15 protein-coding genes are annotated in these 23,639 nt (G+C 58.3%); 8 read left to right on the top strand and 7 right to left on the bottom strand.

The annotated features are described in order from the left end of the window. The first annotated feature begins 52 nt into the window (after positions 1 to 52). A complete protein-coding gene (locus tag RRF56_RS24755) occupies positions 53 to 2,956 on the top strand; it encodes a PAS domain-containing protein (RefSeq protein WP_317035819.1) in 2,904 nt (967 codons plus the stop codon). Positions 2,957 to 3,146: 190 nt separating this feature from the next. Then, positions 3,147 to 7,253, top strand: a complete 4,107-nt coding sequence (locus tag RRF56_RS24760) for a PAS domain S-box protein (protein ID WP_317035820.1) — start codon at positions 3,147 to 3,149, stop codon at positions 7,251 to 7,253. Positions 7,254 to 7,298: 45 nt separating this feature from the next. Here the strand turns inward: RRF56_RS24760 and RRF56_RS24765 are convergent, their stop codons facing one another. From RRF56_RS24765 to RRF56_RS24775, 3 genes are all read right to left on the bottom strand, one after another. Then, on the bottom strand, positions 7,299 to 8,276 hold the full coding sequence (locus RRF56_RS24765) for an SDR family NAD(P)-dependent oxidoreductase (protein ID WP_317035821.1): 978 nt from the start codon (positions 8,274 to 8,276) through the stop codon (positions 7,299 to 7,301). Positions 8,277 to 8,357: 81 nt separating this feature from the next. Continuing rightward, the gene (locus RRF56_RS24770; protein WP_317035822.1) at positions 8,358 to 8,690 is read right to left on the bottom strand and encodes a hypothetical protein; all 333 of its coding nucleotides are present in this window, start codon (positions 8,688 to 8,690) and stop codon (positions 8,358 to 8,360) included. A 172-nt stretch (positions 8,691 to 8,862) separates the two neighbouring features. Then, entirely contained in the window at positions 8,863 to 11,400 is a 2,538-nt protein-coding gene (locus RRF56_RS24775; RefSeq protein ID WP_317035823.1) for an endonuclease MutS2, read from the bottom strand. A 401-nt stretch (positions 11,401 to 11,801) separates the two neighbouring features. Here RRF56_RS24775 and RRF56_RS24780 point away from each other — a divergent pair, with 401 nt between their 5' ends. From RRF56_RS24780 to arsS, 3 genes are all read left to right on the top strand, one after another. Then, positions 11,802 to 13,697 (top strand): diguanylate cyclase domain-containing protein, encoded by a 1,896-nt coding sequence (locus tag RRF56_RS24780; protein WP_317035824.1) that lies wholly within the window; start codon positions 11,802 to 11,804, stop codon positions 13,695 to 13,697. Then, on the top strand, positions 13,694 to 13,882 hold the full coding sequence (locus RRF56_RS24785) for a hypothetical protein (protein ID WP_317035825.1): 189 nt from the start codon (positions 13,694 to 13,696) through the stop codon (positions 13,880 to 13,882). The genes RRF56_RS24780 and RRF56_RS24785 overlap by 4 nt, the downstream gene beginning before the upstream one ends. Before the next feature lie 92 nt (positions 13,883 to 13,974). After that, the gene (gene arsS / locus RRF56_RS24790; protein WP_317035826.1) at positions 13,975 to 14,982 is read left to right on the top strand and encodes an arsenosugar biosynthesis radical SAM (seleno)protein ArsS; all 1,008 of its coding nucleotides are present in this window, start codon (positions 13,975 to 13,977) and stop codon (positions 14,980 to 14,982) included. Here the strand turns inward: arsS and RRF56_RS24795 are convergent. The 4 genes from RRF56_RS24795 to RRF56_RS24810 form a co-directional block, all read right to left on the bottom strand. Beyond that, positions 14,979 to 15,623 carry a helix-turn-helix domain-containing protein gene (locus RRF56_RS24795; RefSeq protein WP_317035827.1) on the bottom strand — a complete coding sequence of 215 codons (645 nt, stop codon included), beginning with the start codon at positions 15,621 to 15,623 and terminating at the stop codon, positions 14,979 to 14,981. The genes arsS and RRF56_RS24795 overlap by 4 nt on opposite strands. A gap of 244 nt (positions 15,624 to 15,867) precedes the next feature. Further along, positions 15,868 to 16,716, bottom strand: a complete 849-nt coding sequence (locus RRF56_RS24800; RefSeq protein ID WP_317035828.1) for an urease accessory protein UreD — start codon at positions 16,714 to 16,716, stop codon at positions 15,868 to 15,870. 6 nt (positions 16,717 to 16,722) lie between these two features. Next, the gene (locus tag RRF56_RS24805; protein ID WP_317038378.1) at positions 16,723 to 17,337 is read right to left on the bottom strand and encodes a DUF3318 domain-containing protein; all 615 of its coding nucleotides are present in this window, start codon (positions 17,335 to 17,337) and stop codon (positions 16,723 to 16,725) included. Positions 17,338 to 17,412: 75 nt separating this feature from the next. Beyond that, positions 17,413 to 17,610: a chlorophyll a/b-binding protein gene (locus RRF56_RS24810; protein WP_317035829.1), complete on the bottom strand. Its 198-nt coding sequence runs from the start codon at positions 17,608 to 17,610 to the stop codon at positions 17,413 to 17,415. 471 nt (positions 17,611 to 18,081) lie between these two features. Between RRF56_RS24810 and RRF56_RS24815 the strand changes: the two genes are divergently transcribed. The 3 genes from RRF56_RS24815 to RRF56_RS24825 all read left to right on the top strand — a co-directional run bounded on the left by RRF56_RS24815 (position 18,082) and on the right by RRF56_RS24825 (position 23,601). Next, positions 18,082 to 18,960: a hypothetical protein gene (locus RRF56_RS24815; RefSeq protein WP_317035830.1), complete on the top strand. Its 879-nt coding sequence runs from the start codon at positions 18,082 to 18,084 to the stop codon at positions 18,958 to 18,960. A 310-nt stretch (positions 18,961 to 19,270) separates the two neighbouring features. After that, on the top strand, positions 19,271 to 20,890 hold the full coding sequence (locus RRF56_RS24820) for a 2-isopropylmalate synthase (RefSeq protein ID WP_317035831.1): 1,620 nt from the start codon (positions 19,271 to 19,273) through the stop codon (positions 20,888 to 20,890). 581 nt (positions 20,891 to 21,471) lie between these two features. Further along, on the top strand, positions 21,472 to 23,601 hold the full coding sequence (locus tag RRF56_RS24825) for a hypothetical protein (RefSeq protein ID WP_317035832.1): 2,130 nt from the start codon (positions 21,472 to 21,474) through the stop codon (positions 23,599 to 23,601). The last annotated feature ends 38 nt before the right edge of the window (positions 23,602 to 23,639 follow it).

A 23,639-nucleotide genomic window follows, 5' to 3' on the forward strand; every position in this document is an offset into this window, starting at 1 on the left:
GGCATGCCCATTGCAGTAAACGATAGCGACGGGGGCTAGCGGGAGGCGTCCTATGACTGGACAACAGACTAGTCACATTCTCTGGATTGGTGCAAGAGCCGATGCGGTATCGTTGAGCAATCTCACCGCACCCGACTTTGTGACGATCGTCATAGACCCGGTCGAGGCCGCCCTGGCCTACCTGAGTTCGGGCCATCCTGTAGATGGCATGGTGCTAGAGCTAGAAGCCGCTGGGGGGCTAGAGGCCCTAGCAACCCTGCAAGCCCAGGCGGCTGATCTGCCCGTGGTTGTGCTGGTGAGCCCCACCCAGACCCCGCTGGGGCTAGAGGCCGTTCGAGCCGGAGCCCAAGACTATTTGATCAAAGGGCAAACCCCTCCGGCGGAAATGATCCGGGCTGTGGGCTGTGCCCTTGAGCGCCACCGCCGACAGACGCAGGTCTCACCGCCACCCACACTCGCAACGACCGACGACTCCCCCGTTGCGACCCAGTTGACCGACCAAGACCAACGCTACCCAACCATCTTTGGGGAGGTGCCGGTTTCGCTGTGGAAAGAAGATTGGTCGGCGGTCAGAGCCCTGGTGAACAAGCTGCAACCCCAAGGAATCACTGATTGGGCCACCTACCACCCCGAGGTTATTGATATCACTGCTCCAAAGGCCGCTAAGGCAACCTTAACAACGAGCGAGAACCGGTTTCGTCAATTGTTTCAAGATGCTGCCATCGGCATTGCCATGACTACGCCCGACGGTCGTTTTTTAGAAGCCAACGCCGCCTACTGCCAAATGCTGGGCTATACCGAAGCCGAGCTGCGCCAGGTCGATTTTGCCACTTTGACCTATCCCGACGATCGCCCCCGCAATCTAGAGTTACTGCACGAGCTATTGCAGGGTCAGCGTCACAGCTTTGTGATTGAAAAACGCTACTTCACCAAGGCAGGGCCTGTTGTTTGGTGTCGCCTGAGCGTATCGGTGCAGCGCCACAGCGACGGCACCCCCATCAGCATCATTGGCGTCGCCGAAGACATTACCCAGCAGCGCCAGGCCGAAGCCGCGCTGCAGCGCAGTCAGGCCCTGCTGCGGGTGGCCTCCCATGTCAGTCAGCTAGGGGCCTGGTGGGTAGATTTGCCGGAGATGACCATGACTTGGTCGGACGACATGTACCACATCTTGGAACAACCCCTTGACCATGTGCCCCACATGGCTGAGGCCAATCAGTACTATGCGCCCGCCGATCAGGCCAAAATTCAGGCGGCCTTTGAGGCCTGTATGCAGTCGGGATTAAACTTTGATCTACAGCTACAGGTGGTTACTGCTCGGGGTCGCCCCATCTGGGCGCGGTCGATTGGCGAGGCGGTGCGCGATGCCAGCGGAGCTATTGTGCGGGTGCAGGGCGCATTTCAAGATATCACTGCTCAGAAAGCGGCGGAACAACAGCTGCGCGACAGTGAAGAACGGTTTCGGCTGGTGTCTAAGGCGACCAACGATGCCATTTGGGACTGGGATATTCTCACTGACACCACCTGGCGCGGGGAGGGCTATAAAACCCTGTTTGGCTACAGCGACGCTGACTTGATCACCGCCAACGACTGGTGGCGCAGCCGTCTGCACCCCGACGATCGCCAGCGGCTGCTTGAGTCTATGCAGACGGCCCTAGCCAGCACCGCCGCCCTCTGGACTGACGAGTATCGGTTTCGCTGCCAGGACGGTCGCTATGCCTATGTGATGGATCGAGGCTATATCATTCGCAATGACCAGGGCCAGGCGGTGCGCATGATTGGCGGTATGCTCAACCTGACTGAGAAAAAGAACCTAGAGGCCCAGCTGCTGCAAAGTCAGAAGATGGAGGCAGTGGGCCAATTAGCGGGGGGCATTGCCCACGACTTCAACAACCTGCTGACGATTATTTTGGGCTGTAGCGATATGCTGCTGTCGGCCTTGCCCGGCCCCGACCCGCTGCGGGCGATCGCCACTGACATCCACACCGCTGGGGATCGGGCGGCCAACCTGACCCGCCACCTGTTGGCCTTTAGCCGCAAACAGATGCTCGCCCCCCAGGTGCTCAATCTCAACGCGGTGATCAGCGATCTGGAAGCTATGCTCAGACGCCTGATTAGCGCCGACATTCGCCTGATTAGTCAGTTGGCCCCCCATCTGCCCGCCATTGAAGTCGATCCGAGCCAGCTAGAGCAGGTCATTCTCAATCTGGTGGTCAACGCCCGCGACGCCATGCCCAACGGCGGCGATCTCACCCTGGCCACCGCTCAGCTCGATCTAGGACCGGATGAGTCGCTGGGCCAGCTCAACTGTAAGCCTGGCACCTACGCCGCTCTGACCATTTCTGATACAGGCCACGGCATGACCGCAGCGGTCAAAGCCCGCATTTTTGAGCCCTTCTTTACCACTAAGCCTCCGGGCACGGGCACGGGGCTGGGGTTGGCCACCGTGTTTGGCATTGTCAAACAGAGTGGTGGCTTCATTGATGTGTATAGTGAACCGGGCCTGGGCACCCGATTTAAGCTGTTGTTTCCAGCGGTGGGGCCGAGGCCACAGCCCAGCTTGACTCCGGCTTTGCCCGTGCAGCAGGGCAGCGAAACTATTTTGCTGGTCGAAGATGAGGCGGGGGTGCGCCAGATTGCCAAGCTGGCCCTCGAACGGCTGGGCTACCAGATTTTAACGGCGGCCAATGGGCAGGCGGCCCTCCAGGTGATCGCCCGCTATCCAGGCTCCATTGATCTCGTGATCACCGACGTAGTAATGCCGGAAATGAGCGGTCGAGAGCTGGTTGAGCACCTGCGTCGGCACCATAGTCCCGTGAAAGTCATGTACATCAGCGGCTATACCGATGATGTGGGCATCCGGCTCGGGGTGATCGAGGCCACCGATGCCTTCTTGCAAAAGCCATTTACCCCCTCCAGCCTGGCCCGCAAGGTGAGGGAGGTGTTAGATCAGCGCTAGCAACAGCCCCCAGTTCCCCTCCGGCTAAGGTGGCCTTGCTCTCAGATCAAGGCCACCTTAGCGGGGAACGAGGGCTACGAGGCCGTGAAGGTCTGCGTAAAGCAAGATGACAGAGATGTTGTGTGAGGGAATCATAAAGTAAGGGCATCACAAACCGCTCGGTGCAGCCAAAACTTTATCAACCACGCTGATGCATAACCCTGAGGACGAGGCTAAACGGCTTGCTGTGGTGCGGCGCTACCAGATTTTAGACACGCCTCCTGAAGAGTCCTTTGACCGGATTACGGCGATCGCCGCGCGGCTGTTTCAGGTGCCCATTGCTTTGGTCTCGGTCGTCGATGGCGATCGCATCTGGTTTAAGTCACGCCATGGCTTAGCTCTAGAACATACTGGCCGCGATCCTACCCTGGACACCCCGGCGATTTTGCCCAGCGCCGTCTACGTTATCCCCGATGCCTGCCAAGTTCCCCTCGATCAGTCCCATCCCCTGGTGCAGGGTGAGTTTGGTCTCCGATTTTATGCCGCTGCGCCCCTGATCAGCCCGGAGGGCTACACCCTTGGCACCTTGAGCATTCTCGACCACCACCCCCGCTCGCTCGCCGCCGATGACGCCCAAACCCTGGCTGATCTGGCCGCCCTGGTCATGGATGAGCTGACTCTGCGGCTGTCGTCGCTACCGCCGGTTGCCCCCGCCGCCCCACTGGTCAACCTCGACGATCTCTATTACCGTACCCCCGGTGGCTATTGCGGCCTCAATGGCGATGGGCTAGTCGTTGAAATCAACGACACCGCCCTGGATTGGCTGGGCTATAGTCGCACGGCGGTGGTTGGCACCATGCGCTTTTCAGACCTGCTCACCCCCACCAGCGCCACCCCCTTTGCCGAGGCCTTTGCTCAGCTAAAGCGCCAGGGGCACCTCCACGATCTTGAGTTGGAGCTAGGGCGGGCCGATGGCTCTACTCTATGGGTTGTGTTTAATGCCATCGCCGAATACGACGCCCAGGGCCAGTTTGCCAAAGGTCGCTCGACAGTCTACAACATCAGCGATCGCAAACATACCGAGCTCACCCTGCGCCAGCTCAACCAAGCTCTAGAAGTAAAAGTGGCCGAGCGCACCGCCGAACTGGCCGACCGCAATGCCGACCTCGAAGCTAGCAACCAGGCTCTACACCTGAGCAACAAGCGCTTTCGCAACGCCTTTGACTACGCCGGTATTGGCATGGCCTTGGTCAGTCTAGAGGGGCAGTGGCTAGAGGTGAATCGATCGCTGTGCGACATTACCGGCTATAGCGAAGCCGAGCTGCTGGCCATTACCTTTCAAGCCATCACCCACCCTGACGATCTCGATGCCGACCTCGATTTGATGGATCAACTGCTGAATCAAAAGATTCGTCAATATCATCTGGAGAAGCGCTATCGCCACCGGCAGGGGCACTGGATCTGGATCATGCTCAGCGTGTCAATGGTCCGTGACGAGCGGCAGGAGCCCCTTTATTTTGTCTCCCAGGTGCAGGATGTTCACGAGCATAAGCAGGCCACCCTGGCTCTGCACCAAAGCCAAACTAAGCTGCTAGAAGCCCAGAAAATCGGCCATATTGGCAGTTGGGAATACGATGTTCGTACTCAAAAAGTCACCTGGTCTGCCGAAAAATTTCGTATTTTCGGCCGTGACCCCAGCCTGGGATCGCCGAGTCTTGACGAGCTGCTGCGCCTCTACTATCCGAACGACGGCGATCAGTTGCGCCAGGCCATCGACCACACCCTAGCGACGGGCGAGCCCTTCAGCCTGCGGCTCAAGTGCACCCGTGGCGACGGGGGGCAACGCGATCTTGACACCCGCGGCCAGGCCGAGCGCAACGCCCAGGGCGAGATTGTGCGGCTTTACGGCATTAGCCAAGACATTACCGAGCGAGTGCAGGCCGAGCAAGAACGGCAAGACATGAGCACCGCCCTGGCTCTGACCGTCGAAGGCATTGCGCGCTTAGACAACGCCGGGCGCTATATCAGCGTCAATCAGGCCTATGGGGCGATGGTGGGCTACAGCCCCGATGAGCTAGTGGGCAAAACCTGGCAAGTCACCCTGCACCCTGACGATCTAAATCGTGTGGAGACTGCCTACGAGCAGATGCTCAGCCAGGGCAAGGTCAACGTCGAGGCTCGGGGCCTGCGCAAAGATGGCTCGATCTTCTACAAACAGCTGTTTATGGTGGCAGCCTACGATGGGCAGCAGCGCCATGGCCACTACTGCTTTATGAAGGATATCAGCGAACGAGCCCGGCTAGAGGCCGAGCGCAGGCAAGCTGAAATTGCCCTACAGCAAGAACTTCAGCGCCTGTCTGAGGTGATTGCCACCCAGCAGGAGGTGGCCCTAGCCAACCCCAATCTCGATCAGGTGATCGCGGTGGTGACCCAACAGGCTCAGCAGTTGACTCGGGCCGATGGTGCAGCGGTGGAGATGGTCGAAGACACCGATTTGGTCTGTCGCTATGCCTGCGGTCAATCGGCTAAGCATTTGGGCTGGCGACTGCCGGTGGAGCGTAGCTTTATGGGGCAGGCCTTAACCCAGGCTCGCGAGCTCTACTGCCCCGATATCAATAGTGACGCATGGGTTGATCTGGAGAGCTTTCGCGCTATGGGTCTGCGATCGATGGCGGTGATTCCCTTAACCTATCAGGCTGAACCGGTGGGGATTCTCAAGGTGTGCTCGGCCCAGCCAGCGGCGTTTACCAATTCAGATCGACAGACCCTCAAGCTGATCGCCGGACTGCTGGCGGCCAGCCTGCATGTGGCTGGGGAATTTAAGGCCAAGACCCTGCTGCTGCAAAACCTGCAAGCGAGTGAAGCCCGCTACCGCTCGGTGGTGTCGGCCCTCTCAGAAGGTATTGCTGTGATCCAAGCCGATGGTACGGTCTTGACCTGTAACGCTAGCGCTGCCCAGATAGTGGGGCTGCCGAGCGATCGCATGGTGGGGCGATCGATTACCAAGCTGGCGGGACGGGTGATTCGGGCCGATGGCACCCCCTGCCCGCTAGACGATTTTCCGCCCTTGATCACCCTACGCACGGGGCTGCCCATCACCAAGCAAGTGTTGGGCTTGCGTAGACCCCGCACCACCACCTGGATTTCGGTGAATACTCAGCCCCTGCTGCACCCTAACACTACCCAGCCCGACGACCTGCCCGATGCCGTGGTGGTGTCGTTTACCGATATTACCGAGCTGCGGCGCTCTGAGGTGGCGGCCCTGCGGCGGCGGGCCGAGCAAGAGCGGTTGCTAAGCGAGATTGCCCAACGCATTCGCCAAACCCTAGATCTAGACATTATTCTCACCACGACGGTGACGGAGGTACAGCAGTTTTTGCAGACCGACCGGGTGATGATCTATCGCTTAGAGGCTAAGGGCCAGGGTACCGTGATTGCTGAGGCTACCACCCCAGACCACCCCTCGCTGCTGGGACGACAGGTGCACAACCCTCTGTCTGTGGAGCGGTGGGAGTATTTCGAGGCAGGTAACCTGAAGGCGATCGCCGATCTCCAGGCCCAGCCCGATCGCGACTGCCCGATCGATCGCCTTGCCTTGGCCAGAGCCAAGGTGGCGGTGCCCATTGTCCAGAGCAATCGCCTGTGGGGCATGCTGATGGCCTACCACAACTCGGAGCCACGCCCCTGGGAAACCTCTGAACTCGATGTGTTGAAGCGGCTGGCGATTCAGCTGGCGATCGCCATTCAGCAGTCTCAGCTGTACCAGCACATTCAAGCGGCCAACCGCCAGCTTGAGCACCTGGCCACCCACGACGGGCTCACTCAGGTAGCCAACCGCCGCAGCTTTGATACGCAACTCCAGCAGGAGTGGACTCGCTTGGGGCGGGAGCAAGCCCCCCTGAGCCTGATTCTGTGCGATATTGACCACTTTAAGCTCTATAACGATACCTACGGGCATCCTGCCGGGGATGTCTGTCTTCAGCAGGTGGCCCAGGCCCTAGAGCAGGCTACCAAGCGCCCTGCCGACTTGGTAGCCCGCTACGGCGGCGAAGAATTTGCCCTGGTGCTGCCCGCCACCGATGCCGCCGGGGCCGAGGCGATCGCCCGCGCCATCCAGCGCACCCTTAAGCAGCTAGCCCTATTTCACGGGGCTTCGCCCCTCGGGCAGCGCATTACCCTGAGCTTGGGAATCGCCACCGCCATTCCCATCCCGGAGCGATCGCCCCAGACCCTCGTGGACCAGGCCGATGCTGCGCTCTATGCGGCTAAGCACCAGGGGCGCGATCGCTACTGCATGGCTCCACCCCAGGAGCCTTAGCCTCGCTGCACCCACCCTTGCGCCCGGCCCAGATGGTTCACCCTGTTAAGCCTTGGGTGACCCCAGTGGCCCAAGCAGCAAGACGGGCCAGGGCAGCTCGACATCGGGCACCCAGCCGGCGTAGGATTGCAGCCCCGGCACCACCGAGGGCAACACAAACCGCAGCGATCGCAGCGAGGCAGGCCGGTTGCCGTCGGCATCGACCAGTCCGTAGGTTTTGGCCAGTTCGGCTACAATTTGCACCTGCCCCGCGCGGCGCAGCACCTGGGCATCGGCGGCCAGAGCCGCAATGGCCCGCCCAGTCAGCAGAGGAGTTTCCCAGTTGTAGCGGGCTTTAATCGAGTCGGTTGGGGCACCGCCCACCGTAATCCCGTCTAGGCCCAGGTCGGCGGCAAACTTGGTCATCAGCTCGGTGCCGACAATGCCTGGCCAGATCGAGAGCGACGTCACCTGGTGGGGTTTGAGCTCGACGGCCATATCGGCGGCCATGCGATCGCAGGCGGCTTTGCCGACCCCGTAGGGCACCCCAAAAATATAGGACAGCCCACCCCAGGAGGAGAGTGTGCAAATTAGCCCCCGCCGGCGCGGCACCATCAGGCGGGCGGCGTAGACGCTGGCCAGGTAGTGACTGCGCAGACCAACATGGTTGCAGGCATCCCAAAAGTCGGGTTCCGATTCCCAGAAGGGTTTGCCGTAGGCGGCTTTGAGGGCCGACACCCCAGCGTAGGCATTGTTCACCAGCAGATCGAGCCGTCCCTGCTGCTCGGTGGCAATGCGCTCAAACAGCGATCGCACCTGCTGATCATCGCCATGGTCTACCTGCACGGGTCGTGCCACACCGCCCGCCTGGGTGACAGCGGCGGCGGTTTCCTCTAGGGAACCGACCGAGTCGGCGGTGGCTGTCAACGTGCGGCCCGTCAGATAAACCGTGGCCCCAGCCTCGGCCAGGCCGGTGGCAATACCTTTGCCCAGACCTCGGGTAGCCCCGGTGACTAGGGCAACTTGTCCATTCAGTGATGTCATAAATTAGCTCTTGCTACCCTTCGATGGTAAAGAGTTGCCGCCGTTTCTGCGGCAGCTGCGGCCCGAGTCGTCAATTCGGGCTCAAGAGAAAAAGCCATCGTTAACGTAAGAAATCCAGGCGAGGGCTAACCCAGCGATGACGACGTTGATCAGGGGCAGGGTGGTCAGCCCGCAGGCCCAGAGGTAGCGGTGGGGAATGGCTGCCAAGGCGGGTAGAGCAAAGACTAACCAGCTCAGCAGCACCGCCCCTAGGCAAACCAGCGGAAAGGTGGCGATGCTGAGGGCCAGGGTAACGGTCGCTGGGCTTTCCAGCGCTTTGGGGTCGTCAAACATCATCGGCGTCATCATCGCTGGCAGCGCGCCGATCACAGCCCCTGCGATCAAAATAACCGTGGCAATTACCAGAAGCATCAAGGCCGTTTTCCGGTTCATAGTTGAGAGTTTGATCTGAAACCTAGACCTGATGCCATATCCGGATCGTACAAACCCGGTTCCCAAGAGGTCAAATTGTAGGGGCAAATGGCATTTGCCCTACTCTTCAAACACCCTTTCAGAAGGGAGGTCTGATCTCCTACAGGCCCAGACCTTAAAGATAAGCCACGGTGACGCCAGTGCCACCGTCGGCTTGGGCGGCGGGCTCAAGCCGTTGCACTTGCGGATGGCGCTTGAGGTAGTCGTGCACACCGGCCTTGAGTTTGCCGGTGCCGTGGCCATGGATAATCCACAGGGCCCCGCTACCCTTGGCGATCGCCTCTTCTAGCACGCCCTCGGCTTCGGCCACCCGCATGCCGCGCAGATCGATCGTGTTGCGGCTGGTACGAATGGCTGGGGCTGGGGGAGCCGCCTGGGCAGCGGGCACTGTGTCGATCGGTTTGGTCTTGACGGGCACCTCGGCTTTCTCGCCCCGCAGCGATTCTATCTCCGCCAGGCTGACGGTGGTTTTCATCAGCCCAAAGCGCACGGTGATGCGGTGGTCATCGTCGGGGGCCGTGAGCACCTCGGCGGTCTGACCCAGGCTGGGAATGCGGATGCGATCGCCCACCGCTGGCCGGTAGCCGGGTTTTGTCGGCACCGGAGCGGCGGCGGGCAGGTGGGCCGACCCGATCGCATCGACCGCCGCCGTCGCCCGCTGGGCATCTTGCGCCGTGGCTTCGCCCTGCTGCAAGCGGCGAATCACTTTGGCAATATCGCGCTTGGCATCGGCGATCGCCTGCTGCACCGCCGCCTGCTGCTGACGCTTGAGGTCTTGCTCGCGATCGCGCAGCAGATTGGCCTTGTGCTGCACCTCGTTATGGAGCTTTTCGGTAGCCGCCAGCAAGTCTGCCGCCGCCTGAGACCGTTCCTCCTGCTGGCGACGCTGGGCCTCTAGGCCCGCAATCACCTGGTTGACGTCGTCTTGGGCACCGAGGGCCATCAGCGCCGTCGCCGCATCGACCACCGTAGTGGTCAACCCCAACCGCCGGGCGATTGCCAGGGCGTTTGAGCGGCCTGGAATGCCCCACAGCAGCCGGTAGGTGGGTGACAGCGTCACTTCGTCAAACTCTACCGAGGCGTTTTCAAACCGTTCATCCTGGTATTTCAGCGCCTTGAGTTCGCCGTAGTGGGTGGTGGCCATGGTCAGCCGCGCCCGGTGGGCCAGGTGCTTGAGCAGGGCAATGGCCAGGGCGGTGCCCTCGGTGGGGTCAGTGCCCGCGCCGACTTCGTCGAGCAGGATGAGGGCGTTGGCGGGGGTGAGGGGGTGAGGGGGTGAAGGGGTGAGGGGGTGAAGGGGTGAGGGGATGGAACTCGATTCGGGCAGGCGGTAGGTTTCTATAGCCTCCCCATCGCTTACATCACTCCCATCGCTTACGTCTCTTACATTACTCTCACCACCCACTTCACTCTCACCATCCAGGGCAGCGAGAATGCGACCGATGCGGCGAATGTGGCCCGAAAAGGTAGAGAGGCTCTGCTCGATCGACTGCTCATCGCCAATATCGGCCAGCACCTGCTCAAACCAGGGCAATTCTACCGGTTCGCGGGCGGGTACGTAGAGGCCGGCACGGGCCATTAGCGCCGCCAGCCCGAGGGTTTTGAGGGTGACGGTTTTGCCGCCAGTGTTGGGGCCAGTAATGGCGATTACCCGCAGCTCGGGGCGAATCAGCAGGTTGATGGGCACCACCTCTGGCCCCTGCTCGTGGCGCTGTTGCCACACCAGCAGGGGGTGGCGCAGCTGGCGCAGGGTGGTTTGCTCGTCGGGGTCAATGAACCGGGGCGGGTTGGCTCCCAGCCACAACGAGTAGCGGGCGCGGGCGTGGGCCAGGTCAAGCTCGGTCACCACCGCCAGCAGGTGGGCCAGGTCGTCGTAGACCTCGGCCACGGCCTCACTGAGCTGCCGCAGAATGATCTCTTCTTCGGTTTTTTCTTGGCGCAGCAGCTGGCGCAGACGGTTGCCTAGTTCAACCACCGCCTGGGGCTCGATGTAAAGGGTAGCCCCGCTGGCGGAAGCATCGTGAACGATGCCGGGCACCGCGTCTTTTTGGGGGGCTTTCACCGGCAGCACAAAGCGATCGCCCCGCTGGGTAATGAGTGGCTCTTGCATGGCCCCCGCCTGGCGCTGCAAAATGCGCTGCAACCGCTGCTGTATGTCTTGGCGGGTGGCCTTCATGCGATCGCGAATGTCCCCCAGCTTAGGGCTGGCCCGGTCGGTCACATCGCCGCGATCGTCGATGCAGTGGTAAATCTGCTGCTCTAGGTCGGGGTGGGTGCTCAGGTCGGCCACCAGAGTTTGCAGCACCGGCAGGTCTTCTGGCGGCTGAGCATCAATGGTGCGGCGCAGTTGGCGAGCCCCGTGGAGGGTGGTGGCGATCGCCAACAGCTCTTCACCGTTCAGCAGTCCCTGGCGGTGAGCCCGCTCTAACGCCGTGCCAATATCGCGAATGCCGCCAAAATTTAGCCCATTGTTGTTTTGCTCTAGCCAGCATGCCTCCTGGGTTTGAGCCAGCAGATTGGCGCTGGCCGCCTGGGTCGCTGGGGTCGCTAGAGATTGGGCGGCCAGGGTGCCCATCTTGGTGGCCGCAAAGGTTGAGAGGTGTTGGCACAGCCGGGGCCACTCCAGCAGGTTCAGGGTTTCGTGCTGAATCAATGACAGGTCAGACAGGGGATTAAGCTCTCGTAACGTACTGTCTTAAGTATAAAGAACTCCCTTGACCGAAACTCGGAGAAACCTGTTACCGATTTCCGCAAGTTAACCCAGTGGTCTTGGCCAGTTATCTCGGTATAAAGACCGGTTCGATCTGGGGCGCGGTTTCGGTGAAGCTACTCAACCCACTGCTCCCAACAGTTGTTAAGCCCTGCTCAATATATGGCCATCGCCAGCCGTCAGCGGGCATTCTAAAAACTACCATCACCATCGACTATGGACGTTTTGACCCGATTTTCCCTGGGTAAACTGGCCGTGATGCTTAGGACCCACGGGTACTTTGGCCCAGGGCAGTTTACCCCAATCCTCTAAGTGGCTATCTATACCCCTTCTGACGCCGAGCTGTGCTTGAGAATGACCTGGCTAATCCGCCTACACCAATAGCAGCGATTGATCCATCTCCCCTCATCGTCCAGGCTGAGGATAGTTTGCAGCGGGTTTTACAGGCATTGGTTCAAGCCGCTAAAACCTACGCCCTGGTCTACCAAAATGCCAGCCTGGTCGGCGTCTTTAGCTACGCCAATGCCGCCGATGCTGCGGCCCACCAGACCGACTTTAGCCAGGTACCTGCTCATCGGTGGATGACTCCTTTAACCGGTCTGCATCCCCTGCGATCGCCCCTTCCTGCATCTATAGCTCCCCTAGCATCGCTCGATCAGCTGCTGCCTGTGGTTGATCAGGCCCACAACTGGCTGGGGCTGATCGACGCCGAGCGGTTTTATGCGCTGCCTCCCTCGCTCGAGACCCACCTAGCCACCAGGGCCGAACTCACCGCTTGCCACTACTCAGAGACTTTATTTAAGCAGCAGCAAGAACAGCTAAGCCTGGCGCTTCAAGGAGCCCAAATGGGTACCTGGGACTGGGACTTAGCCCAGGGCACCATTGTCATTTCCGATCAGCAGCAGCAATTGTTAGGGTTGGCCATCGGCGAATTTGACGGCAGCTACAATACCCTCTTTACCCACCTTCACCCCGACGACCAAGACCGGGTACACCAGGCTCTCCAGCAGGCGATTCGGTTGGGGCAGCGCTACGCCATCGAGTTTAGGGTGTGCCACACCGATGGCCGCACCCGTTGGCTATCGGCCCGAGGAAAAGTCTTTCAAGCTAGTAGCCAGTCCCCCCGGCTCGCTGGCGTCACCCTCGACGTCTCTGAGCAAAAACGGGTTGAAGCCGAAATTAAGCTCCAGTCGCAGCGAGAGCGCCTAGTGGGCGAAATTGCCCAGCGCATTCGCAACTTGCTCGACCTAGACAGCATTTTGGAGCAAACCGTCACATCGGTACGAGAATTCATTGAGGCCGACCGGGTGATTGTGATCCGGCGGGGAGCCGCCATGAGTGGCGAGGTGATCCAAGAATCCTGCGCGTCAGCCTACTCCTCCATGCTGGGCTGGACCCTGCGCGACCCCTGGTCTGTGGGCGAGGCCTTTCTCAACCACTATCGAGTGGGTCGAGGCCTGGCAGTAGAGAACATTTACACGCAAAATTTGCCCCCTCACCAGTTGGCGTTTCTCAAATATTTTCAGATTCAGGCCGAGGTGGTCGTGCCGTTGCTTCACGAACAATCTCTATGGGGGCTTTTGGTTGCCCATCAATGCCGATCGACGCGGGCCTGGCAAACCTCTGATGTGCGCCTGCTGCAAAGTCTGGCTACCCAGGTGGGCATTGCCATTCACCAGGCTCGGCTTCACCGCAAACTGACCGTAGCCAACCAGCGGCTTAAGCACATGGCCTATCTCGACGGCCTCACCCAAGTAGCCAACCGTCGCCGGTTTGAGCAATATCTCGACCAAGAATGGCGGCGAATGAGCCGTGAGCAGGGGCCGCTAGCGGTGATTATGGCCGATATTGACTGCTTTAAGCACTTCAATGACCACTATGGCCATCAGGCGGGCGACAACTGTTTGCGGCTGGTAGCGCGCATCCTCCATCGGGCCGCTCGGCGGCCTGGCGACCTGGTGGCCCGCTATGGCGGGGAAGAGTTTGTGATCGTGCTGCCTAACACCGACGCCAAGGGAGCCGAAACCGTAGCCGAAGACGTGCGCCTGCTGGTACGCAACCAGCAGATTCCCCACGAAGCCTCGACCGTAGACCAGGTGGTCACCCTCAGCCTGGGGGTGGCCAGCATTCTCCCTGGCCCTGATACTAGCTCTGACAACCTGATCAAGCAGGCTGACACCGCGCTGTACAAGGCTAAACATAACGGTCGTGATCAGGTCAGCGTGGCCCCTGACCTGTGACCTCTCGCCTCACCGCTGGCGATAGTCTCCGCGTGAACCCAGCTGCCGCCGCCGTCGCAGTCTCTGTCGCGGTCTCTGTCGCAGTGGCCACCGTCGCTAAACTGTACCTACCGGGTCTCACGAGTCAGTGGGGAGCCTCGCTACAATCACTATTCTCAGGACATTTTCAGGTCGATGGCGTTTAATACCGATCGCGGTTGCTATCGGCTGGCACTTGGCCTCAGCCCCATCGCCTTGGCGATCGCATTACCATTGCTGTTTTATCACCGTAGGGTTCATGGTTCAGTCTCCCCCGCATTCTGCTACCGCCGTCACTCCGTTTGAGCAACGGCTCGATCAGCCCCTCAGTAAACTGCCGGTTACCGTGCTGCAAATTAACTTGGGGCGCAAGTGTAACTTGGCCTGTACCCACTGCCATGTCGAGGCTGGCCCTAAGCGTACCGAGGAGTTATCGCCCGCCATTACCGATCAGCTAATAGAGCTGATGCACCGGTTTCCGCAAATTACCACGGTAGATTTGACCGGCGGTGCCCCTGAGATGAACTACGGATTTCGTCCCCTGGCCGAAACTGCCCGAGCCTTGGGCAAAACTGTGATCGTGCGCTCTAACCTAACTATTTTCTTTGCCCCTGGCTATGACGATTTGCCCGAGTACTTTGCCCGCCACCAGCTGCATGTAGTTGCCTCGCTGCCCTGCTATTTAGAAGACAATGTCGATCAGCAGCGGGGGGCCGGGGTCTACAGCGACTCGATTCGAGCCTTGCAGCGGCTCAACCAGCTGGGCTATGGCCACGACCCGGCCCTGTGCCTTGATCTGGTCTACAACCCGCCAGTGCCCCGCAATGCTGATTTTTCGCTTACCCCCAGTCAGGCGGCACTACAGCGTGACTACGCTGCCTATCTGCGATCGCACTTTGACATTGCCTTTAACCAGCTCTACACCATTACCAACCTGCCCATAGGCCGGGTCAAACAATACCTCAAAGGCAAAGCGCTCTACTGGCCCTACCTGCGCTTTTTGGCCGACCACCACAACCCCGCCACCGTCGACAACCTAATGTGCCGCCACCAACTCTCTGTTGACTACGAAGGCAACCTCTACGACTGCGACTTTAATCAAATGGAGGCGCTCCCCAGTCGATCGCCCGGCGGACAGCCCCTCACCGTTGCCGATCTGCTAGCGGCTAACTCCTTAGATGTGGCGCAGCAGGTTCAGACTCGAACCTACTGCTACGGCTGCACGGCCGGTAGCGGCTCTAGCTGCGGGGGGGCACTGACAGACTAGGGCATCGGAAAATCGGCGGCCACAGCTTTACCCTCTAGGCCCAGGGCAGAGGCATATTTTTGAATAAAGGCGCGAATGTAAAACGGCTCTGGCAACTGTTTCAGGTTACCGGTCTCGATCGCCTTGAGGGTGTAGGGCTGAATAAACGTCTGCTGGTACATATCGTCTAGGGAAAGCGCTTTTTCTAGACGGAGCTGCTGTAGACGGGTGCCAACTTTTTTCAGCCAGGCCTGCTGCACTGCCGCAAAATCGGCCTTGGCCTGAAGCTTGCTGGCCAACGTGTCATGAATATAGTCACGCTGCTCAGAAAACCGGGCTGAGGTGGCTGGGGTAGCCACGGTTTGGGGGCGGGCCGAAATGGTGTCGGGGCGAGGTTGAGCAGTAATGCGCTGGGGAGGGGGTGCGGTCGTGCGGGCGTTGGTCTCTTCGACGGTGGTGCCTTCGGTTTCGCTGGCTTGCAGGCGTTGATCAAGGCGGTACCGATTGAGCAGGCCAAGGGCTACCAGGGTGGTGACTGGCAGAGTTGCCACCGCCACCTGTTGAGCCGCCATCGACATTGCCGCCGTTGCCCCTGCCCCTACAATCAGCGCATATTCTGACGCAGGGGTCAGCTTAGAGCCAGAAAATTGAGAAGTTTTCATAGCACCTTTAAATAAGTCTCATAAATTACCTTTTCACTGCTGGTAGCTACCCATCCGGAAGGAGCGACTTTAAAATGCTCCGCTCGAGTGTTTAATCAAGTCTTTTACTCAGGCCGCTACTGGCGCTGTGGTTGGTTGCAGTAGTAGACCTAGTTTTCTCCGACCCGGTTCCCCCAGCCAGCGATCGCCCCCGAGCAGTCTCTCTAGGGGTGACCTAGCCAGGTACCACCAACCGCCCATCGGCTTACCGGGGCCACACCCGCGAGACAGCAGCTTCTCGCCCCAGGTAAAGGGGGCGCAAATATTGCCAGGCCGCCACAAACCACCGTTGCGCCGCCTGGCTCGACGGCCCCCGATAGCGACAGAGCAGCCCTTCGGTTAAGCGGGTGACGCCAACATCGCCAGGCTGAGATCTCGGCCAGAGCTGTCGCAGAGCCGTAATCTGGTCGGGGGTGGGTCGGTAGCCTACCACGGCAAAGCTGCCCACGACCGGCTGCCCCGCCAGCGCGTTGGGGCTGTGAAGCGATGGGCTGCCCCCAATCAGGTGCTGGCGATCGAGCCATAGGGGCTGGTCAGCTTGCCAGACTTCGAGGTGCGATCGCCAGTGGCCCTGGTCAAAGGTTTCACCGCGAGCACTGCGGCCAAATCGGGTGATCTCCCAACCGCTCCAGATCGCCCCGGGGGCCAGGTTGACCCGCAAATCTTGGTGGTAGTGGGCGTGGTTAAACACAATGGTTTCCTGGGGCATCCACTCTAAGCAACTGCCGGGGGCCAGGGTAATCTCTACCCGCTGGCTCGACTGAGCTTCAGTCTCGCTACCGTAGACCTTGCTGGCGGCGGCAGTGGTCACGAGCACCTGACTCCCCGCCTCGGCCTGAAGCGCGATCGCCAGGCTGTCGCCCCCCACCAAGCCACCAGCGGTGTGCACTAACACGCTGTGGCAGAGCGCATCTCCTTCGGGATAAAGCGCCCGCTGCACTCGCAGGGGCGCACGGGTATAAGTTTGAGTCGGAATGCATCGGCCGGCCTCTACGGCGTAGCCAAGGTGGGCAACCCCCTGCCAACCCCGGGGTTCAGAACGTGACTGCACCATAGTGGCCTAGCGTAGGTAGCTCTCGGGGACCGAAAATTCTGATCGCCCCGTTTGCACCCGCAGGTTTTGGCAGCGAATTAACTCATTTACCGTGAGCACCTGCCGGCCTTCGAGGGGGGGCACCGCCTCAATGGCACGAATCAGGGCCTCGGCTGCCTGTGCCTGGTCGTAGCCCCGCCGCTGGGCTACCTGCACCGCCTTATCGTCGGCGGCAATATCAATTTGGGGGCCAGTCACTCCGCGCCAAATTTGCCAACCGGCCAGCGCCGCAACCCCGGCAGCGGCAAGCACCCCAACGGCATCTCCTTGGGCCAGTTCCACCACACCTCCGGCCAGCCCGGCCCCAGCCAGCGCCTGATACCAGTTGGGCTTAAGCACATTGGCCAGGGTAACCCAGCACACGGTGCGCAAAAACAGCAGGTCGCGTTCGGCAACCGATAGCTGATGCCAGCGATCGAGGTTAATTGACACGGCGTGGGTTTGTTGCCACGGGCGCGGAAACTCAGCCTTGATCACGTCTAGCTGGCGCTCGTTGAGCATGAGCTTAGTCTTCATCCGGGCTGTAGCGGGCATCAGCTCGCGCAGGCGACCTATTTCTGCGTTGGGGTTAACCACGGCCATGTCGTCCCAAAAATCACCCCTAAGCCTACCACTTCTAACCGCTAGACGGTAGAGATGATGGGGCATAGCCCCCGCTCAACGCAGACCGAGCCAGCTAAAAAACGTCTGGCCTGTGACTAGCTCTAGCAGCAGCAGCGCCACAAAGCCGACCATAGCAAACCGCCCGTTGATGCGCTCGGCGTAGCGAGTCCAGCCAAAGCCGGGGGTAGGCTCTGGCGGTACCCCAGAGCCCTCGGGGTTGGGGGGAGCTGAATTGGCAGAATCTTGGACCATGGGAACGGAGGCTCCTTGAGTACTGTGCAGGAGGATTCTATCCCAAGTTACCCAGGCGAAAAAATCGCCCTAGACAACGGGAGCGTGCCTGGCAGTTAGAAAACGATGGCTGTAACCAGTCTATTTGAGCCGTTTCTCTAAGAAACTCTCAAACGTTTGAATGAGTTTGGCATCAGTTTGTGCTCAGGTATGACTCTCCTAAATTGGGGGATCATCTCTTACTTTTGAGCGACTTCACTTTGAGGAGCGATCCCTTAACTTGAGTTCAGGACGTGTGAAGTCTAGCCTTTTGTCCTGTTTTCCATTGATCCTAGGCAACTGCTATTTTCTTAACCCAACTTTTTAGCTTTAAGAAAAGTCTGGCAGAAGTTTAGAGGTGGACAAAAACAAGCTAACTCACAATCCAAGGCTTTTCTGTCGACCGACAGACATTCACGAGTCTTAAATAGCTACTCAATTTGGAGGTAACGTATGAACCGACTATCTATAGGAACAATTTCAGCGCTTTTTCTGGCTGGTGCCGTTTCGCCTGCTGCATTTGCCAATGTAGGTGAGAGCGTCCAGTCTCAGAGCCAAACCGTTAGCCAGGTGCCGGGCCAACCTCGTACCCCAGCCCAGACTCCGACGCCTGGTCAGGGGTCGGGGCAAACCTTGCCTGGGCAAACGCCGGGACAAGGTCCGGGACAGTTTCCCCCTAGCCAAAACCAAGCGCCAGGGCAAACTCCTGGTCAAATGCAAACGCCTAACCAACCCCAAACACCAGGCCAGGTTCAGGTTCCCCAGCAGCAACCTTCCGGTCAGGGTTCCGGCTTAACTCTTCCCGGCCAAACCCCTGGGCAAGGCCCTGGTCAGTTTCCCCCTAGCCAGAACCAAACCCCTGGTCAGATGCAACAGACCCCTGGTCAGATGCAGCAGAATCCTGGTCAGCCTCAAGTGCCCCAGCAGCAACCTTCCGGTCAGGGTTCTGGCTTAACTCTTCCCGGCCAAACCCCTGGGCAAGGCCCTGGTCAGTTTCCCCCTAGCCAGAACCAAACTCCTGGCCAAATGCAGCAGACTCCTAGTACTGAGTTTCGGGGCATGGGCACCGGTGCAGCAGGTATGACTACTGAAAACGTTAGCCCGTTTCAACTAGCCTACATGGCTATTCGAGGCGACCTAGATGGCCAAGGCATGAATGGTCCTAACCACATGCTTCAGGACTTGCGCCGGGGTAATGCGCGGGGTCAAGATATTGTTGAGGCCGCTGCCAACCAGGGCCTTATCAATAGTACCAAGATCGAAGACAGCGGTTATGTCAACCAAGTCAACCAAGTCTTGCGGATGAGAACCCGCGACTTCAGAAGCAACTAAGCTCTTTGTAGCGATGGTTGATACCAACGTCAATCGTTGATGAATCTAATCCCCTGCTTGTAGTCGATGTTGATCGAGGTATGAGCGGGGGATTAACTGTTTTGTATTCGAGCGCGTGGCTGTGTCACCGAACGATCAGAATATTATGGGCTAAGTCATAGCGAATCCGACTTTGTGCCGGTAGAATAGTTAGACCCGATACATTTATCTGATCTGCGCCAGGGCCGGACAGTTTTCTGGTGGTCATTCTCTAGAAACGGCTCTACCGTCGATTCAGCACCCTTTACCGTCTACTCCGTGGAAGATTATTATGAGCAATCCGCCCAGCCCCGATCGCATTTTGATCTTCGATACTACCCTGCGCGACGGTGAGCAGTCGCCGGGGGCTACCCTCAATGTCGAAGAGAAGTTGGTGATCGCCAAGCAGCTGGCGCGACTAGGGGTTGACATCATCGAAGCTGGGTTCCCCTTTGCTAGCCCCGGTGACTTTGAAGCGGTGCAAAAAATTGCGCGGGAGGTGGGCACCGACACTGGCCCTACCATCTGCGGCCTGGCCCGTGCCACCAAGGGCGACATCGAGCGGGCGGGTGAGGCGATCAAGCCCGCTGCCAAGGGCCGAATTCATACCTTTTTGGCCACCTCCGATATTCACATGCAGTACAAACTGCGCAAGAGCCGGGAGGAAGTGCTAGCGATCGCCCCGGAGATGGTGGCCTACGCCAAGACCTTCACTGACGATGTCGAGTTTTCGCCCGAAGATGCGGGCCGCTCTGACCCCGAGTTTCTCTATCAGGTGCTGGAGGCGGCGATCGCGGCTGGAGCCACCACCGTCAACATTCCCGACACCGTGGGCTATCTGACCCCGAGCGAGTTTGGCGGCCTGATTCGCGGCATTAAAGCCAACGTGCCCAACATTGACCAGGCGGTGATCTCCGTCCACGGCCACAATGACCTGGGCCTGGCGGTAGCCAACTTTCTCGAAGCGGTAAAGGCTGGGGCGCGCCAGCTCGAATGCACTATCAACGGCATTGGCGAACGGGCAGGTAATGCAGCCCTCGAAGAACTGGTTATGGCCATGCATGTGCGCCGCGCCTTCTACAACCCCTTCCTCGGTCGCCCCGCCGACTCGGAAGCGCCCCTGACCAACATCGACACCCGCCAGATCTACAAGACCTCGCGGCTGGTGTCGAACCTGACCGGCATGTTTGTGCAGCCCAACAAGGCGATCGTGGGAGCCAATGCCTTTGCCCACGAGTCGGGCATCCACCAAGACGGCGTACTCAAAAACAAGCTCACCTACGAGATCATGGATGCCACCTCCATCGGTCTCACCGACAACCAGATCGTGCTGGGCAAGCATTCAGGCCGCAACGCTTTTCGCACCCGCCTGCAAGAACTGGGCTACGATCTCGACGATCAGGCCCTTAACCGTGCCTTTTTGCGGTTTAAAGAGCTGGCCGACAAGAAAAAAGAAATCACCGACTGGGATATTGAATCGATCGTCAATGACGAAACCCAGCAGTCGCCGGAGCATTTCCACCTCGACCTGGTGCAGGTCTCCTGCGGTGACAGCGCCAAGCCCACCGCCACCGTCACTATTCGCACCCCCGATGGCCAAGAGCTGATGGATGCGGCGATCGGCACTGGGCCTGTGGATGCGGTCTACAGGGCGATCAACCGAGTGGTGGATATTCCCAATGAGCTAATTGAGTTTTCGGTGCAGTCGGTGACGGCGGGCATTGATGCTCTAGGCGAAGTCACCATTCGCGTGCGTCATGAAGACCGAGTGTTTTCGGGCCATGCGGCGAATACCGACATTGTGGTGGCCTCGGCCCACGCCTACCTGCACGCCCTTAACCGGTTGTACACGGCGCTGCAAAATGGCCAAAGCGTTCATCCCCAGCGGGATGCGGTGGCCGCTTCGCTGTAAAACACTACGCAATGCTTTGAACGCTTGGTTGGCTCAATGGCGCGCTAGGCTCCATCGAACCCATCTAATGGCATGACTGTGGCTAGTGGCCGCGCTAGATGAACGCAGCGAAGTAATACAAATCCGAATGGTATAACCCCGATTCCCAAAAGGCCAAACTGCAGGGGTGCATCGCATGCGCCCTGCTAAACCGGGGAGACCTAAACAGGATTCAGTATAAGACCTCGCCCACTGGTCGCTTAACTTTCCTTATCGTTAGAGAATAGGCTCAAGACGAACAGTGACGTGGCCAGTCACTGACTGCACAAAGCCGCCATTAATGTCTATTGCTGTTAAACCCCTGCTTCAAGCAGCCTAGGTTACTGAAAATACACAGCCTTTTGGCCAGGCAACAGTGAGGGCAGGAGGCCCCATTAGTCAGAGGTCAAATTGTAGGGGCAAGTTGCATTTGCCTCTCTAAATCTGGGGTTTGACTAAGCAGAGTTTAGTATTTTTAATTACGAGTTATTTAAGCCTAAGTTAGCCGCATTTTTTTCATGGGAATAATAGGGTGATCTCCGATTCCTGTGAGAATGTGGGCTATGAATGTTGCTGTTTTGTTTACATTAGTTGCGTCGCCTGTACTTTGGTTGAGCTTAGGCTTGGGTACCGTCGCTCATGCTGTTGAAGATGAGTCGTCGGCTGGTTCAATAGATAGCGGTAATATTTTATCTGATAGTACTGACGAGAGCCTCTTTGATGAAAACCTAGAGTCAAGTGACCTAGTTGTCGGGATCGATGACGCTACTGTGGTTGATGAGGTTGAAGCAACGGCAACGCCAGACCCAGAGATCAGCCAAGCAATTATTCCTACTACCGAAACAGCGGCAGATGCCCTCAGGGTTGGCGGGCGCTTTAACCTGGGGCATCGTAGTTCAAGTTCTGGGGCCGATGGGGTGACCAACTTGGGTGGGTTCGTTCCTCTTTGGCAAACACCAGGGCAAAATATTGTCTTTCTAGAAGGTGGCTTGCTTTTAGATAATGGCGGCCAGTTGGGCGGAACTGCTGTGGTGGGATATCGCCAGTACCTAGCCGAGCAAGATCGCACCCTCGGGGGCTATGTCGCTTTTGACAACCGTAATACCGGAAAGGCCTCTTTCAATCAGCTGGGTTTTGGTGTCGAAAGTCTCAGCGAGACCTGGGATATTAGGCTTAATGGTTATGTACCAGTTGGTAATGCTCGTCAGCTAATTAATAGTCAGGGTAGCACCCCTGAAATGATTGGCAGCGTCCCGAGATTTGGCGGGAATTCGCTCTTTTTTGATCCTGTTCTGCAAAACCAGGTTGCCAATACCTACCAATCAGCTTTAGGGGGCTTTGATATAGAAGCTGGAGGACGGTTATTGCAATTTGCCAATGGGGGTGATTTGCGGGCTTATATTAGCCCCTACTATCTCAATGGCCCTGGTATCCAGGGTACCTTTGGTATTCGAGGTCGTTTAGCAACTCAACCCCGACCCGGCATAAACCTAGGGGTGGGGGTACAGTATGACGAAGTATTTGGCAGCAATATCTTTGGCAGTGTACAGCTCAGCTGGCCTGGTGGGCCGGGGCGCAGTGCTCGCACGCCAGAAGAACAATTGGTCGCACGTCTGGGCTCATCGATGGAACGGGCATCTACTGTTAAAGTAGACGTCCAGAATGAATTGTTGGTCAATCAGTTTGTGGAAGGGCAACCCATTCTGGCGATCAACCCCGATACCGGGGAACCTTGGGTCTTTATTCATGTAGCTAGTAATGGCAACAGCAATGGCACCATCGAAAGCCCTTTTAGCCGCTTAGCGGATGCGATCGCCCTAGCCCAACCAGACCGCAACCACATTATTTATGTCGGTCTAGGCAATACAGCTTACATTGGAGATCTGAATACCGCGACCACCTTGCCCTTTGTTCCAGACAATGTGCGGCTATGGTCTACAGGGTTAGCCCAGACTGTAAATACCCAAATGGGACAGGTTATGTTGCCTGGTTCGGGTACTGGTGTCTTACCGGTTGTCTTAGGCGAACTAACCCCTGGGACTGGTTCTCAGGTATCTGGCTTTATTGAAATGATTGCCCGCGGCAATGTTCTGTTTAACGGTGTTCAGTATGTTGGTGACGTTAATAGCCCTAATTTTGCTGCTTTTCTCAATCAGGTTCCCGCCTCTAGCAATGACCTGGGCAATCTCAATGTGCTCTTCAACACTAACGTTACTGCCGCTGTCAGCAACATTGAGCTATTAGCACCGTTGACATTCCTCCAAATCGCTGCAATCAACTCTCAAATCCCATTCCGGGGTTCAGTGCTCAAGATACGCGTTACGGCACCGGTTGAAGACAGTGCTTCCTTTGACTGGAATTTCCTGACTAACGAAGTTACAGCTGGGCTCAATTTTCGTCGCAATGATTATGCGTTTATCACGGGCAATGAAAACACGTCGATTAGCCGTCTGGCGAACGTTTTTAATAGTACAACAGTGCTCTCTGTTGGCTCTGGATTTGCCAGAGAGACAGGCGAGCAAAACTTTACCTTTGCCGATAGTTTCCCCAATGGGTTGAGTTTTGTGATCGGAGTATTTGATGCCGGTTTACCTCGAATCCTTGCAGCCAATGAACGAGACTCAGCTTTGATTTTCAATGGCCTAACGTTACCCTTTTCTCTGCAGCCCATTGAGGTGATACCGATCAAATAAGCAGACGGGGGGCACACTCTGTCGCCCCCGCCCTTCGC

The sequence above is a fragment of the Nodosilinea sp. E11 genome (assembly GCF_032813545.1).
Lineage (GTDB): Bacteria > Cyanobacteriota > Cyanobacteriia > Phormidesmidales > Phormidesmidaceae > Nodosilinea.

Bases quoted from the DNA above. Each gene is read 5' to 3' on its own strand.
- RRF56_RS24755 (WP_317035819.1), top strand. From the start codon at position 53: ATGACTGGACAACAGACTAGTCACATTCTCTGGATTGGTGCAAGAGCC.
- RRF56_RS24760 (WP_317035820.1), top strand. From the start codon at position 3,147: ATGCATAACCCTGAGGACGAGGCTAAACGGCTTGCTGTGGTGCGGCGC.
- RRF56_RS24765 (WP_317035821.1), bottom strand. From the start codon at position 8,276: ATGACATCACTGAATGGACAAGTTGCCCTAGTCACCGGGGCTACCCGA.
- arsS (WP_317035826.1), top strand. From the start codon at position 13,975: ATGGTTCAGTCTCCCCCGCATTCTGCTACCGCCGTCACTCCGTTTGAG.
- RRF56_RS24795 (WP_317035827.1), bottom strand. From the start codon at position 15,623: ATGAAAACTTCTCAATTTTCTGGCTCTAAGCTGACCCCTGCGTCAGAA.
- RRF56_RS24800 (WP_317035828.1), bottom strand. From the start codon at position 16,716: ATGGTGCAGTCACGTTCTGAACCCCGGGGTTGGCAGGGGGTTGCCCAC.
- RRF56_RS24805 (WP_317038378.1), bottom strand. From the start codon at position 17,337: ATGGCCGTGGTTAACCCCAACGCAGAAATAGGTCGCCTGCGCGAGCTG.
- RRF56_RS24810 (WP_317035829.1), bottom strand. From the start codon at position 17,610: ATGGTCCAAGATTCTGCCAATTCAGCTCCCCCCAACCCCGAGGGCTCT.
- RRF56_RS24815 (WP_317035830.1), top strand. From the start codon at position 18,082: ATGAACCGACTATCTATAGGAACAATTTCAGCGCTTTTTCTGGCTGGT.
- RRF56_RS24820 (WP_317035831.1), top strand. From the start codon at position 19,271: ATGAGCAATCCGCCCAGCCCCGATCGCATTTTGATCTTCGATACTACC.
- RRF56_RS24825 (WP_317035832.1), top strand. From the start codon at position 21,472: ATGAATGTTGCTGTTTTGTTTACATTAGTTGCGTCGCCTGTACTTTGG.